The 13,920-nt window shown below is 35.4% G+C and carries 13 protein-coding genes; 10 read left to right on the plus strand and 3 right to left on the minus strand.

Going from position 1 to position 13,920, the window contains the following annotated elements; translation table 11 throughout:
• Position 1: 1 nt before the first annotated feature.
• The 7 genes from GFU89_RS02800 to GFU89_RS02830 all read left to right on the plus strand — a co-directional run bounded on the left by GFU89_RS02800 (position 2) and on the right by GFU89_RS02830 (position 8,763).
• On the plus strand, positions 2–784 hold the full coding sequence (locus tag GFU89_RS02800; RefSeq protein WP_034694252.1) for a gluconate 5-dehydrogenase: 783 nt from the start codon (positions 2–4) through the stop codon (positions 782–784).
• A 17-nt stretch (positions 785–801) separates the two neighbouring features.
• Complete coding sequence (uxaC, locus tag GFU89_RS02805; protein WP_318845688.1) at positions 802–2,199, plus strand: glucuronate isomerase; 1,398 nt, start codon at positions 802–804, stop codon at positions 2,197–2,199.
• 9 nt (positions 2,200–2,208) lie between these two features.
• Positions 2,209–3,213, plus strand: a complete 1,005-nt coding sequence (locus GFU89_RS02810) for a sugar kinase (protein WP_318845689.1) — start codon at positions 2,209–2,211, stop codon at positions 3,211–3,213.
• A 2-nt stretch (positions 3,214–3,215) separates the two neighbouring features.
• Positions 3,216–3,884, plus strand: a complete 669-nt coding sequence (locus GFU89_RS02815; protein WP_318845690.1) for a bifunctional 4-hydroxy-2-oxoglutarate aldolase/2-dehydro-3-deoxy-phosphogluconate aldolase — start codon at positions 3,216–3,218, stop codon at positions 3,882–3,884.
• A 221-nt stretch (positions 3,885–4,105) separates the two neighbouring features.
• A complete protein-coding gene (locus GFU89_RS02820; protein WP_318845691.1) occupies positions 4,106–5,632 on the plus strand; it encodes an MFS transporter in 1,527 nt (508 codons plus the stop codon).
• 48 nt (positions 5,633–5,680) lie between these two features.
• Positions 5,681–7,144, plus strand: a complete 1,464-nt coding sequence (locus GFU89_RS02825) for a tagaturonate reductase (RefSeq protein ID WP_318845692.1) — start codon at positions 5,681–5,683, stop codon at positions 7,142–7,144.
• A gap of 5 nt (positions 7,145–7,149) precedes the next feature.
• Positions 7,150–8,763 (plus strand): altronate dehydratase family protein, encoded by a 1,614-nt coding sequence (locus tag GFU89_RS02830; protein ID WP_318845693.1) that lies wholly within the window; start codon positions 7,150–7,152, stop codon positions 8,761–8,763.
• Positions 8,764–8,851: 88 nt separating this feature from the next.
• Here the strand turns inward: GFU89_RS02830 and GFU89_RS02835 are convergent, their stop codons facing one another.
• Positions 8,852–9,244 carry a hypothetical protein gene (locus GFU89_RS02835; protein ID WP_318845694.1) on the minus strand — a complete coding sequence of 131 codons (393 nt, stop codon included), beginning with the start codon at positions 9,242–9,244 and terminating at the stop codon, positions 8,852–8,854.
• 30 nt (positions 9,245–9,274) lie between these two features.
• Positions 9,275–10,303: a LacI family DNA-binding transcriptional regulator gene (locus tag GFU89_RS02840; RefSeq protein WP_318845695.1), complete on the minus strand. Its 1,029-nt coding sequence runs from the start codon at positions 10,301–10,303 to the stop codon at positions 9,275–9,277.
• A 554-nt stretch (positions 10,304–10,857) separates the two neighbouring features.
• Here GFU89_RS02840 and GFU89_RS02845 point away from each other — a divergent pair.
• The 3 genes from GFU89_RS02845 to GFU89_RS02855 all read left to right on the plus strand — a co-directional run bounded on the left by GFU89_RS02845 (position 10,858) and on the right by GFU89_RS02855 (position 13,300).
• The gene (locus GFU89_RS02845; RefSeq protein WP_318845696.1) at positions 10,858–11,697 is read left to right on the plus strand and encodes a hypothetical protein; all 840 of its coding nucleotides are present in this window, start codon (positions 10,858–10,860) and stop codon (positions 11,695–11,697) included.
• Between the two features lie 148 nt (positions 11,698–11,845).
• Complete coding sequence (locus GFU89_RS02850) at positions 11,846–12,343, plus strand: hypothetical protein (RefSeq protein WP_318845697.1); 498 nt, start codon at positions 11,846–11,848, stop codon at positions 12,341–12,343.
• 396 nt (positions 12,344–12,739) lie between these two features.
• Positions 12,740–13,300: a hypothetical protein gene (locus tag GFU89_RS02855; protein WP_318845698.1), complete on the plus strand. Its 561-nt coding sequence runs from the start codon at positions 12,740–12,742 to the stop codon at positions 13,298–13,300.
• A gap of 413 nt (positions 13,301–13,713) precedes the next feature.
• Here GFU89_RS02855 and GFU89_RS02860 read toward each other — a convergent pair whose 3' ends face one another.
• Complete coding sequence (locus GFU89_RS02860; protein WP_318845699.1) at positions 13,714–13,914, minus strand: hypothetical protein; 201 nt, start codon at positions 13,912–13,914, stop codon at positions 13,714–13,716.
• Between the last annotated feature and the right edge of the window lie 6 nt (positions 13,915–13,920).

Here is a 13,920-nt window from a genome sequence, read left to right on the forward strand (position 1 = left end):
AATGAATTTATTTGATTTATCCGGCAAAGTAGCTGTTGTAACAGGCGGCACTCACGGATTAGGAATGGCAATGGCAGAAGGCCTTGCTGCTGCTGGTGCTGAACTGGCAATTACCAGCACAACGCCATCAAAATTAGAGGAAGCTTTGAATTATTACCACGAAAAAGGGTATAAAGCAACCGGCTATATTTTTGATGTAACTGATGAACTGGAAGCAGCTCAGAAAGTAGCTTTGATGGAAGCTACCCATGGAAAAATAGACATCCTTGTCAACAATGCAGGAATCATCAAGCGTATCCCAGCTATTGATATGGAAGTGGACGACTTTAGAAAAGTAATCGATGTGGATCTTACCGGACCTTTTATCATGTCGAAATTAATCGGGAAATATATGATTAAAAGAAAATCCGGGAAAATTATCAATATCTGTTCGATGATGAGTGAGCTGGGACGTGATAATGTAGTGGCATATGCTTCTGCAAAAGGAGGTCTTAAAATGCTTACTAAAAACCTGGCGACAGAATGGGCAAAACATAATATTCAGGTGAACGGAATCGGGCCCGGATATTTTGCAACCTCCCAGACAGAACCCATCCGTGTGGATGGAAATCCTTTCAATGATTTTATCATCAGCAGAACTCCGGAAGGAAGATGGGGAAATCCGGAAGATCTTGCAGGAACAGCTATTTTCCTGGCTTCTGATGCAAGCAGATTCATCAACGGACAGATTATTTACGTTGACGGAGGAATTCTCGCCACCATAGGAAAACCTGCTAATGAATAACTACAGATTAGACTAGAATGAAACCTTTTATAACAGATCAATTTTTATTACAAAATAAATACGCTGAAGAACTTTACTTCAGGTTTGCAGAAAAACAACCTATCATTGATTATCATAATCATCTGATCCCTAAAGATATTGCAGAAGACACTGTTTTTGAAAATATCTCTAAAGTATGGATTGCCGGTGATCATTACAAATGGAGAGCCATGCGTACCATGGGAGTGAATGAAAAATTCATCACGGGAGATTCTACTGACAAAGAGAAATTTGAAGCATGGGCAAAAACGGTTCCTTATACATTGAGAAATCCATTATACCACTGGACTCATCTGGAATTAAAGAGATATTTCGGAATTGATGAATTATTAAGTGAAGATAACGCATCGGAGATCTATGAGAATATTACTGCTCAGCTTCAGACGCCGCAAAAATCAACCAGAGGTTTGTTAAAAATGATGAATGTAGAATCTTTATGTACCACAGAAGATCCAACAGATATTTTAAATTACCATCAGGACCTTGCGAAAAGCGATTTCAGTATCAAAGTAAGCACGGCATTCCGTCCGGATAAAGCAATTTTGATTGAAAATCACAATTTTGCAGATTATATGGTAAAGCTGGGAGTATCTGCAGGTATTGAGATTAATTCCTACCAGACTTTATGTGATGCTTTGCTTAAAAGAATTGAATATTTTCATGAAAATGGCTGCAGATTGTGTGACCACGGCTTAAACAATATTTCTTTTGAAGAAGCTTCAGAAGCGGAAGTGAATGCTATTTTTAATGATAAACTGGCAGGAAAAGTGATTGCTGAAAAGCAGGTTAATCAATTTAAAACAGCAATTTTATTATTCCTTGGTGAGGCATATCATAAATACGGATGGGTACAGCAGTTCCACCTGGGAGCTTTGAGAAATAACAACGAAAGAATGCATAGAATTCTTGGACCGGATACAGGTTGGGATTCCATCGGAGATTTTGTTCAGGCAGAAACGTTATCTAAATTCTTAAATACTTTAGATGGAAAGGATCAGCTGACAAAAACCATTTTATATAATTTGAATCCTGCCGATAATGAGATTTTCGCTACGATGATCGGAAATTTCAATGATGGAAGCATCAAAGGAAAAGTACAGTTCGGTTCCGGATGGTGGTTTCTGGATCAAAAAGACGGGATGATCAAACAGATGAATGCCCTTTCCAATATGGGATTAATCAGCTGCTTCGTAGGAATGCTGACAGACTCCAGGAGTTTTCTTTCTTATCCAAGACATGAGTATTTCAGAAGGGTATTGTGTAATCTTTTCGGAGAAGAAATGAAGAATGGTGAACTGCCGGATGATATTGAGCTGATTGGGAAAACCATTTCAGATATCTGTTATCACAACGCGAAAAACTATTTTGATTTTTAATTGAATACCATGAGCAAAATAGTCACATTTGGTGAAGTCATCATGAGGATTTCCCCACCCGGAAACAGAACCATGAAACAAAGCCATGAAATGGAGTTCTTTTTTGGAGGAACAGAACTGAATGTCGCTGCTTCATTGGCAACAATGGGCTGCGAAGTACAGCATGTCAGCAGTGTATCGGATGATTTTGTCGGTGAATCTGCGGTTTCTTTCATTCGGGGTTTTGGCATTGATGTCACCTTTATCAACAAGAATGAACATCCTCTGGGGTTGTATTTTCTTGAAGTAGGATCATCAGTTCGTGCCAGCAGAATTGCTTATAACAGGCTGAATGGTTCTTTTGCGAACATCCGGCCTGAAAAAATAGACTGGAAAAAAGTGCTTGAAAGATGCGAATACTTTCACTGGACAGGAATCAGTCCCGGTATTTCGGAATCAGCCTATGAAGCTTTAAAAGAGGGGTTGAAAACCGCTCAGCACATAGGAGTTGAAGTAACGACGGATCCTGCTTACCGTTCAAACCTCTGGAAATATGGTAAAAAAGGAAGTGAAGTGCTTAAGGAACTGGTTTCTTATTCCACCATTTTTATCGGAGGAGTGAATGAAATTAATGAGGTTCTCGGAACCCGGTTTTCTTCAGATAAAGAAGGTTTTATTGAAGCCTGTAAAGAATTAAAAAAACAGATTCCTTCCGTTCATAGGATTTTTGATAAAATAAGAATAGGGGTTACCGCAAGTTCCCAGCAGACACAGGGAAGAGCGTGGGTAAACGAAAATTACTTTGAAACAAATCTTCTGGAAATCAATCCTGTTGTAGACAGAGTCGGGACGGGAGACGCTTTTGCCGCAGGATTAATCTATGGTTTAAAGAATTTTGATGATGAAAAAGCATTGAATTTTGCAAACGCAGCCTGTGCGATCAAACATACTATTCCGGGAGATATTAACTATTCAAGTGTAGAAGACATCCTGGAAGTGATGAACGGAAATTCAGGAGGAAGAATAAAAAGATAATTATGGCAAGATTTAATCGTATAGAAGTAGCCTTAAAAGCTAAGCAAACCGGTATTGTTCCTGTATTTTATCATGCAGATGCTGAAGTTTGCAAAAAAATTATAAAAGCTTGTTTTGATGGTGGTGCCCGCGTTTTTGAGTTTACCAACAGGGGAGATTTCGCCCACGGGGTTTTTGCCGATCTGGTAAAATATGCAACTATAGAAATTCCTGAAATGATATTGGGAATAGGTTCTGTCATTGATCCCGCAACAGCTTCTTTATACATTCAGAATGGAGCCAACTTTATTGTGGCACCTTCTTTAAACCCGGAAGTCGCTAAAATTTGCAATCGAAGAAAAATTGCATGGATGCCTGGCTGTGGTTCAGTTTCTGAAATTTCTTATGCCGAAGAATTAGGCGCTGAAATTGTGAAAATATTCCCGGCAACACAAGTAGGAGGCCCGGAATTTATCAAGGCAGTAAAAGGCCCGATGCCATGGTCAAATATTATGCCTACAGGCGGAGTAATTCCCACCAAAGAAAATATTACCGAATGGATTGTTGCAGGAGCCTATTGTGTAGGATTAGGTTCGCAGCTGTTTGTAAAAAATGAGGAAGGAGAATATGATTATGAAAAGATTACAGAAGCAGTAGCCTATTCGATTCAGGTTATTAATGAATTAAGATAACGATCCTTACATTTTGTTTTAAGCCGGTAAAAAAATTAAAAACTGAGTAAAAACTTTGATGAGGTAATCATTGAAACTCAACTTAATTGTTTTCAATTCTTTAATTAAATAACAATGGTTTAAAAAATTAATAGATTCTGTGCTGAAATAGCATGGAAAGGATAGTTTTTGTCTTGTTCTGTTGTTAAAATCAATAAAAATCAATACTATTAACGATTGATATGAAAAAAGAAATATCTCCGAAACCAAGTAACTTCAGATGGACGATCTGCGTGCTACTTTTTATTGCAACGACCATCAATTATATGGATCGGCAGGTGCTGTCTCTCACCTGGAAAGATTTCATCGCTCCGGAATTTCACTGGAACAATAATGATTACGGAAATATCACTGCATTATTTTCTATTTTCTACGCAATAAGTATGCTTTTTGCCGGAAAGTTTGTAGACTGGATGGATACCAAAAAAGGATTTCTCTGGGCGATCGGAATCTGGTCAATAGGAGCTATACTCCATGCTTTCTGCGGAATTGCTACTTCAGGAACTCTGACCGGAAGCTGGTGGGTAGGTTTTGAAGAATCCAAAGAGATTATCGGAAGAGTAAATAATGTTGGAGCTATCATCAGTACCAGTGTCACACTGTTCATTTTTGCCCGCTTCGTTCTGGCAGTTGGGGAAGCAGGGAATTTTCCTGCTGCGATAAAAACTACTGCAGAGTATTTCCCAAAGAAAGACAGAGCGTTAGCAACCAGTATCTTTAATGCTGGAGCAACGGTTGGAGCATTAGCTGCGCCGGTTACAATTCCTTTTATCGCAAAATCGATGGGCTGGGAATGGGCATTTATCATTATCGGAGCATTAGGTTTTGTCTGGATGGGCCTTTGGGTATTCTATTACCAAAAGCCACATGAACATCACAAGGTTAATGAGAATGAGCTTATCTATATTCAGCAGGATCAGGATGATTTTCCAGCAGAAGATACGTCGCTGCCGGAAAAGAAATTTTCTTTCAGGGAATGTTTCAGTCACAGACAAACCTGGGCTTTTGCCTTTGGAAAGTTTATGACAGATGGAATCTGGTGGTTTTTCCTGTTCTGGACGCCGGCTTATTTAAGTTCCGTTTACAAAATGGATTCTACACAGAGTGCATTTCCTTTATTTGTTCTTTATATGATCACTTTATTGTCGATTATCGGAGGGTGGCTTCCTAAATATTTTGTGGAGAAAAAAGGGATAGAAGCTTATACAGGAAGGATGAAGGCGATGCTGATCTTCGCATTTTTCCCATTGCTGGCTCTGCTAGCACAGCCTTTGGGTTCTGTTTCATATTGGATTCCGGTACTGATTATCGGAATTGCCGGAGCAGCACACCAGGCATGGTCTGCCAATATATTCTCTACGGTAGGCGATATGTTTCCTAAAAAAGCAATTGCAACCATTACGGGAATCGGAGGAATGGCGGGCGGAATCGGATCATTTTTAATCAATAAATCTTCAGGAGTCCTGTTTGATCATGCTCATAAAGCATGGACTACTGTCGACGGAATGCCCCTACTTGAAAAATATCCCCAATACATCAATGAACGTCTGCCTGAAAATTTTGTCCATGATCTGGAAAAATCAGGAGCTATTATTTCTGATGGAATTGATAAAGGCTACATGATCATTTTCTCAGTATGTGCAGTGGCTTACCTGATTGCCTGGAGAGTAATGAAGACTTTGGTTCCGAAATATAAAGTGATTAAATAGAAACAAAAGCTATCAGATCCAAAGATAGTTTCATTCAAATTAGAAAAAATGGAAAATCAGATAAAACAAAAATTAAATCGTGAATTCAATGGTTCTCACGAAAAGCTTCCGATTAAAATCGTACAGTTTGGAGGAGGAAATTTCATGAGAGGATTCACTGATTATGTGATTGATCAATTGAATAAAAAAGCAGGCTTCAATGCCGGAATTGTCAATGTTCAGCCAACTCAGGGTGGTTCTGTTCATAAGCTTGAAGAGCAGGAAAATCTATATACTCTCTTTACAAGAGGAATTAAAAAAGGTGAAATTATTGATGAAAAGATGGTCATTTCTGCGATTCAGAAATCAATTAATCCCTATACAAATTATGATGAATTTCTTGAAGTGGCAAAAGAAGAAGAATTGGAATTTGTTTTCTCCAATACTACAGAAACGGGAATAGTGTATGATGAAACTGAAGATCAATATTCCGGTCCACACAAAAACTTCCCGGCAAAAGTGGCAGTTTTATTATATGAAAGATTTAAATATTTCAAAGGATCATCAGATAAAGGATTAAGAATGATCCCTTGTGAGTTGATTGAAAATAATGCTTTTGTATTAAAGGAGATTATTATTCAATATGCCAGATTATGGAATTTAAAAGAGGATTTTGTGCAATGGATTGAACAGTGTAATTATTTCCACAATACATTGGTTGACAGGATTGTTCCGGGATATCCTAAAGATGATGCAGAATCCTACGAAGAACAGTTGGATTATGAAGATCAGATGATGGTTGTTTCTGAAGTATTTTTACTTTTTGTAATTCAGGATGCTAAAAATCTGAAAGAAAGAATCCCTTTTGATCAGATCAATGATCAGATTTTAGTGGTGGATGATATTCAGCCTTACCGTCTTAGAAAAGTAAGAATTTTGAACGGCGGCCATACTTTAATGCTGGCTCCGGCACTATTATCAGGAAAAGAAACGGTAAAAGAATCTATTGACAACCCATTTATAGGGCAGTTTTTAAGAGATTCAATTTTTAATGAAGTAAACCCCACTTTAGGCCTGGATGAAAATGAGCTGAAGGAGTTTGCAGAAGAAGTATTTGACAGGTTCAGAAATCCTTTTATTAAACATTATCTTGCAAGCATCGCTTTGTATTTTGTTTCTAAATTTAAAGTAAGAATTCTGCCGAGTCTGTTGAGGTACGTAGAAATTAATCAGAAATTACCACTTAATTTAACTTTCTCTTTGGCAAGTTTAATCAGATTCTACCAGGGAAGTTTTGATGGGAGAGCCCTTCCGTTGAATGATGAAGAGACAATAATTAACCGATTCAAAGAAATCTGGACAGCAAACGATTATCAAAAGGTTGCAGAACTGGTATTATGTGAAACTTCTTTCTGGGATACGGATCTTACCAACGTTGAAGGTTTGAAAGAGGCTGTGGCAAAAGCATTGTGGGAAATTGACCATCATGATGTGGAAACAGCGTATCAAAACTTTATTCAATCTTACTCTTAAATATTATGCAAAAGAAAGTACTGAAGGTAAATCCTGATGATAATGTAGCAGTTGCACTGGTTGATCTTACACAAGGTGAAACGGTTACACTGGATGATCTTACTTATGAGATGATAAAAGATACAAAGGCTAAACATAAGTTCGTTACAGAAAATCTTTCAGCAGGAGATTCCATTATCATGTATGGTGTTTTGGTGGGAAAAGCAAGTCAGCCTATCCAAAAAGGAGAAGTGATTACCACCGGAAATGTAAAACATCAAAGTGCAAAAGTAGAAGGCAAAACAGAAACTATTTCCTGGACAGCTCCGGATGTGGAGGAATGGAAGGATAGAACTTTTATGGGTTATCACAGAGAAGACGGACAGGTGGGAACGGAAAATGTATGGCTGTTTTTCCCTTTGGTTTTTTGCGAAAACAGAAATGTAGAGATTTTAAAAGAAGTTTTCGAAAAAGAACTTCTATTTGAAAAAGTAACAAAACATCAGCTATTACTGAGGTCTCTGATCAATAACTCAGAGGAAGAACTTGTAACTGAAGAAGATCAGAATTCCAGAGTTTTTAAAAATATTGACGTTAAATTCATTACCCACCAGGGAGGCTGTGGCGGCATTCGCCAGGATGCCGAAGCATTGGGACGTTTACTGGCAGGCTACGTCAATAATCCCAATGTGGCCGGAGCAACCGTTTTGAGCCTTGGATGTCAGAATTTGCAGGTTCAGATTTTTAAAGATGCCCTTGAAAAGATCAGTCCCAACGGTAAAAAACCGATTATCATATATGAACAGCAGAAATCTGGAACAGTGGATGAAATGCTGAGCGGGATCATCAAAGATTCTTATGAAGCCATTAAAAAAGCGAATGAAATCCAAAGAAAACGGGCATCCATTTCAAAGCTGGTAGTAGGACTGGAATGTGGAGGTTCAGATGGTTTTTCAGGAATTTCTGCCAATCCGGTTTTAGGACGCCTGTCAGATCTAATGGCAGGAATCGGAGGTGCTACAATTCTTTCTGAATTCCCTGAATTATGCGGAGTAGAGCAGGAGCTGGTGAACCGTTGTGTAAATGAAAAAGATGCGGAAAGATTTTTACAGTTAATGAAAGACTTTGAAGAATCAGTCGTTGCTGCAGGATCTGGCTTTGATATGAATCCGTCACCGGGGAATATTAAAGATGGATTGATCACTGATGCCATGAAATCTGCAGGAGCGGCTAAAAAAGGAGGTTCATCTCCCATCAATGATGTTCTTGATTTTACCGAATACATTCAGAAACCAGGGCTGAATTTACTCTGTACTCCTGGCAACGATGTAGAATGCACCACTGCTTTGGTGGGCTCAGGCTCTAATGTTGTGTTGTTTACGACAGGGCTTGGAACTCCGACAGGAAATCCCGTAGTTCCTGTGGTAAAAATATCGTCCAACACTTCTCTTTCCGAGAGAATGCCGGATATTATTGATTTTAATACAGGCGATGTCATCACCGGAGAAAAAACGATTGATGAAAAGGCAGAAGAACTGTTGGAGTTTATCATCAAAATAGCCAGTGGAGAAGTGAAAACCAAAGCTGCTGTTTTAAACCAAAATGATTTTATCCCCTGGAGAAGAGGGGTGAGCTTATAAAAATGTTTTTTTATTATAAATACTAATTAGGATTGAAATGCTTTCTGCGTAGTGTAGAAGGCATTTTCTTTTATTTATTGGTAATTCGCTAGAAGAGTAGAGTTGTTAAAAAAGGTAATATAAGAGTTAATATAGTGAAAACAGCATCGCCCATATGTAATTTTCTGTATTCACCTTGCTCCCAGCTTGATTGCATATAGCCTGTCAGTAAAGGTTCATTTCCGAAAATAATAAGAAATAAATTTCTTAGAATCCAGTAATATACCATATATAATAAAGGCAAAAATGCAAACGTAGCAGCATTGCCATTTGGCATTTTTAGCGTTTCTCTATTGATATTTAAATAACCAAATAATGCGATCAAAATGGTGAAGAACAATACAATCAGGTAAGTTATTCTGTTTTTCAATATTTTATAAGATAACCATAAAATAATTTGACCAAAGCCACCAAGAAAAATATAAAGTGATTGACTATCCAATAGCATCGATATTTTTTAAGTATAGAAAAATTACTTCTTTTTTGAAGACTTTCTGATATGAAGCTGCGGGGTAAGTACAACTTTTTTCTCAATAGAAACGCCAGATCCGTTTTCTTTTACGTTTTCTAAAAATACCTGTCCTGCCATTTTCCCCATCAACACTGGAGTCTGATCCACTGAACTGATAGGAAGCTCCATAAACTGGGTAAATGGTTCATTGGAAAAACCAATAATAGCAACTTCCTGAGGAATTTTTATTTTTCTCTTTTTTAATTCCTGACAGGCACCTAAAGCAGCAAAGTCACTGGAAGAAAATATAGCATCAGGAACAGATTTTTTACCCCAAAGCTTTTTGATAGCTTCCGTTCCTTCATCAATAGAACTGCCTGTAAGAATGATATTATCCTCTTTTACAGGTAGATTATGATCAATTAGGGCTTGTTTATAGCCATTAAGACGGTTCTGATAAATTTCAAGATTAAGATCTCCGGCAAAATGGCAGATATTCTTGTAACCCTCTTTGATGAGGTGTTCTGTAGCCATATATCCGCCCCGATAATCATCAATCGTTACGGTGCTGATGCCAGCGATATCCTTTTTTCTGTCAAAAAAGATAATCGGAGTATTGGACGTATCCAGAATGTTTCTGATGTGATTAATATCTGTTGTTGTTTTGGATACAGACATGAAAATACCATCTACCTGAGCATTCAGCAACGTGTTAAGCTGTCTTTTTTCAATATTGACATCTTCGTGACTCTGGCAGATAATGACATGATAACCAAGTGGAGAGAGTTCCTCCTCAATTCCCCGTATTACTGAGGAAAAAAAATTGGTATTGATATAGGGAACAATAATTCCTACATTTTTGGTTTCACCACTTTTTAAGGCTTTAGCAAGGTTATTTTGCTTATAGTTCATTTCCTTGGCCGTTTTGCGGACCAGCTCTTTGGTTGCTACGCTTATTCTTGGGTGGTCATTCAATGCTCTCGAAACAGTGGCAACACTTACGTTGAGCTTATTGGAAATGTCGTATATCGTTGCACTTTTCTTGTTCATAGAAGTTTTCTGGATGTTTTTATAATGCATGAATTCTATGCATTGGTGATGTAAATTTAATCAAATTTTGGCTATTTAAAGGGAATATAGCTGAGTTTTATATCATCTGCGTATATATTAACAGAATAGACTGTTTGGATTCCCTTAAATGATTGTTTTTATATGGATTACATCTTTTTCAACATAGAGAAAATTTTGGTAATATTATCTTCCATGATGTTAAATATTGAATTAACAGTGAAGTTAAGAGGGATAGGATCAGATCAGATGAAGATGGCGGTGGAGGGGAATATTTGGCTTGAATTGTCTGGGAATAGTAGAGAAGTATTGATTTTTTCTTAGCTATTTTTTGTCATTATTGTAAAAATAATTAATTTTAGAACGTCTCAATCAAGAGACATTTTTTTTCATCATTTGTGTTTTTATCCTGTTTTATGAATAATGAAACAGGATTTTTAGTTAGGTAAATCACAGAGCATTATCAAATTAAATGGTGATGATTTGAGTTCAAAAAAGAGTATATTTGAAACAATCACCAGCCTAAATATTTATAAATGAACCTTATTAAAATAATACCATTCATTTTATTGAGTATTTCTTGTTTTTCACAAACGGATTCTGAAAAATATATTATTGATGATGGTATAACGGTTGAAAAACCTGACGGCATCAGAACGTACAATGAAGTTTATAACAGCAATAATATCATATACACAATAGGGAAGAAATTTATTTACTCCTATTTCTATCAAAATATAAAAGGAGAGAAATTTCTGATAAAAAAAGGAAAGGAAATTCTACAGCCGGAAGGTTATAGTATTGCTGATTGGGAATTTGTGGAGATCAGTAAACAAGATATGGAAACCATAAATCATTTAATTCTAAGACCTCGGCCAGGAAATCCGTTTGAAAGAATTAATCCTGATTATAATCAAACAGCGATAGGGTACGAGTATGTTATGGCTAATAGCGAATTTCTGAGCACAGAAGAAACCGGTGCAATTGAGAACGAAATGAACGTCTGGATACATCCGCCAAGAAATGATTTTTTTAAAATTTTAGAAATTAATCCTTTTCCTTACATCAAAGCACCTTATCAGATAGGAACAAAATGGAACTGGAGTCTGGAAATTGGAGATCATTGGTCAGAAAAGAGATGGCTTGAATGGAAAGGAAGTATTGAAAATCGATACACTTATGAAATAAAGGACAAAAAAAATATAGTAACGAAGTTGGGGAATTTAGAATGCTATATTGTTCATGCAATAGCAAATAGCAGAGTTGGTAAAACTGAACTTATTTCTTATTTCAATCCCAAATATGGTTTTGTAAAACTTGAATACACCAATATTGACCAAACCAAAACCGTTCTTGAATTAGAGAAAGTAGATTAAAACATTATAGATTAGCCCTCAAAAAAGAATGAAATAATAGTCATAGCCATTTCTTCTATTTATAATGAGATTTATTCTCAAAAAGATTTATTCCATTGATTTTATCGTAAATTAGTTCCACCGCAATATCACAAAATTCTTATTCCAAATGAGGTTATCACTATTTTTATCAATGTTATTTTTAATATTTTCTTGCAAAGAAAAACCAGAATTAGAAATGGATATTAAAACTGTGAATATAAATTTAAATCGAAATAATAATCAATACTTAAAAGAATACCACCCTGAAAAAAGGGGTCAAGAAGTCGAAATTCAATTTATAAAAAATAAAAACAATAATAAATTATATGGAATTATGAGTTGCTCATACAATAGCAACTTCATACTTGACAACAATGATTTTTCGTTTGAAACTTTTAGATGTGATTCTAACTTTCCTGTATATATAAAGTTTGAAAAAAATACTTCTGAAAAATATAAATTACTGGTGACAAGAAGTCCTAATTCAAAAAGGAAATATTTCAAAATTGGATTCAGAAAAATTATTTTTCCCAATAAATATTATTCTTTTGGATCTTACTGGGAAAAAGTCGAGAACAATAAATATGAAATCCTATGGAGCGAACCAATAAAATTTGAAAATTAATTAATAAATGATTCTGCAGATAACAGTATTTTGGCAAAATGCGGGTTAAATACAAAATTGAACTATCTGAAATATTTGTAGGCCGCTGCTCTTCATATACGATATCAAAATCTATCCAAACCCTGTTTCTTATCAGGAAAAACAAAATCATAGTGCAGGAACTCAGTATATATCGCCAATTTTACAACAATATTATAAATCTGTAAAACAAAATGTTACAAAAGATTCCATTGATAAAAGCATTGATGGCTTTAGGTATTAATTTAGCTTTAGTTAGTGCTTTAGTACAGTGCAAGGAGAAAAAAGGGAATATGGAAGTATTATTTTAAGAATGAAAATCAGTATTCATTTCTCCTGGAAACTCCTTCAACTATAACATATAGTACACCCTCAAATATGGAATTTATATACAAAACTGACGGAAATAAAAGTAATATAATATTTGCAGATAAATTAAAAGAATTCAGACCATACAAATTTGTTTTAGAACAAAAGAATTATAATAATATATATGTTTCGAATGTTCTCGGAGAAACAAATTTCAGCAATAGTCATCTGTTTGAATATGATGTTCAGATAAGTCAATCGGGAATGATTAAGTCAAATATTTATTATCCCTATGATTTAAAAGGAAGCTATGAATTTAAAATAGATAACCAAACAAGTAAAATGTTGGGTCAGCTGCTTTACAAAATTTCTTTAGAAGATAGGAAAAATAACAAAGTATCTCCAGATGTTAAATTGAATAATGTAATTGTTTTGGAAGATGATAGAAGGAGAAATGAAGTTTTTATCCAAGAAAATTATGCTCAAAGTAATTTAGAATATTCTTTGTTTTTGGCTTTGATGAATAAATTATTATTGGAAAATATTAATAAAGCCAATAAAATAGATCATTTAGATATTCCTTTCAACCAGTACGTTGAAAGATTAGATATTCCACCTGATATGAAATAGTGATATAAAATTAACTTTTCATATTTGTAAAATTCATTTCTTTCTTCAGAAAGTTTTTGAAGTTGAATTGATATAAGAAAATCCCACTTTTGCGGGATTTTCTTATTTTTTCCAAGCAATTTTTTATTTTCCCTGTTGATCTTAATTATCAGTGGTATTTGAGGTTTGATAAAGTAATAGGGAAGTTTGAGTTTTCTTTTAAAAATGTGTGGAAGGGGGAGCAAGGGATGTGAAAGCCTTCTTGTGGGAAGGCTTTTTTCACGGATGAAAACATGTATTTAAAATAGTAGTATTTTGAGATTTTTAAACATGTAAATTTTATAATTATTTATTTTGTCCTAAAATCTTTATTATATTGTCAGGACTAGTTATAAATCTCAGTTTGGGAAATAATTAATTAAATTTGTCATCTTTTAATTAATTTCTTCTGTTTGAACCTCGATATCAATTTCTTCAAAATCATCAGGAGTTTCCTGAATGGGTTCTTGAAGTCTTATTCCATCAAGATAATAAGTTGTTCCCAAATAGATTTCATCGCCAAAAACAACTCCATCTATTTTTCTTTTAAAGCATTTCCCAGGATCTGCTTTAATTATATTGTCTGTCTGTGTCATATTTTA

The sequence above is a fragment of the Chryseobacterium sp. JV558 genome (assembly GCF_033712365.1).
Taxonomy (GTDB): domain Bacteria; phylum Bacteroidota; class Bacteroidia; order Flavobacteriales; family Weeksellaceae; genus Chryseobacterium.

Coding starts and splice junctions, on each gene's coding strand:
- GFU89_RS02800 (WP_034694252.1), top strand. CDS start 2: ATGAATTTATTTGATTTATCCGGCAAAGTAGCTGTTGTAACAGGCGGC.
- uxaC (WP_318845688.1), top strand. CDS start 802: ATGAAACCTTTTATAACAGATCAATTTTTATTACAAAATAAATACGCT.
- GFU89_RS02810 (WP_318845689.1), top strand. CDS start 2,209: ATGAGCAAAATAGTCACATTTGGTGAAGTCATCATGAGGATTTCCCCA.
- GFU89_RS02815 (WP_318845690.1), top strand. CDS start 3,216: ATGGCAAGATTTAATCGTATAGAAGTAGCCTTAAAAGCTAAGCAAACC.
- GFU89_RS02820 (WP_318845691.1), top strand. CDS start 4,106: ATGAAAAAAGAAATATCTCCGAAACCAAGTAACTTCAGATGGACGATC.
- GFU89_RS02825 (WP_318845692.1), top strand. CDS start 5,681: ATGGAAAATCAGATAAAACAAAAATTAAATCGTGAATTCAATGGTTCT.
- GFU89_RS02830 (WP_318845693.1), top strand. CDS start 7,150: ATGCAAAAGAAAGTACTGAAGGTAAATCCTGATGATAATGTAGCAGTT.
- GFU89_RS02840 (WP_318845695.1), bottom strand. CDS start 10,303: ATGAACAAGAAAAGTGCAACGATATACGACATTTCCAATAAGCTCAAC.
- GFU89_RS02845 (WP_318845696.1), top strand. CDS start 10,858: ATGAACCTTATTAAAATAATACCATTCATTTTATTGAGTATTTCTTGT.
- GFU89_RS02850 (WP_318845697.1), top strand. CDS start 11,846: ATGAGGTTATCACTATTTTTATCAATGTTATTTTTAATATTTTCTTGC.
- GFU89_RS02855 (WP_318845698.1), top strand. CDS start 12,740: ATGGAATTTATATACAAAACTGACGGAAATAAAAGTAATATAATATTT.
- GFU89_RS02860 (WP_318845699.1), bottom strand. CDS start 13,914: ATGACACAGACAGACAATATAATTAAAGCAGATCCTGGGAAATGCTTT.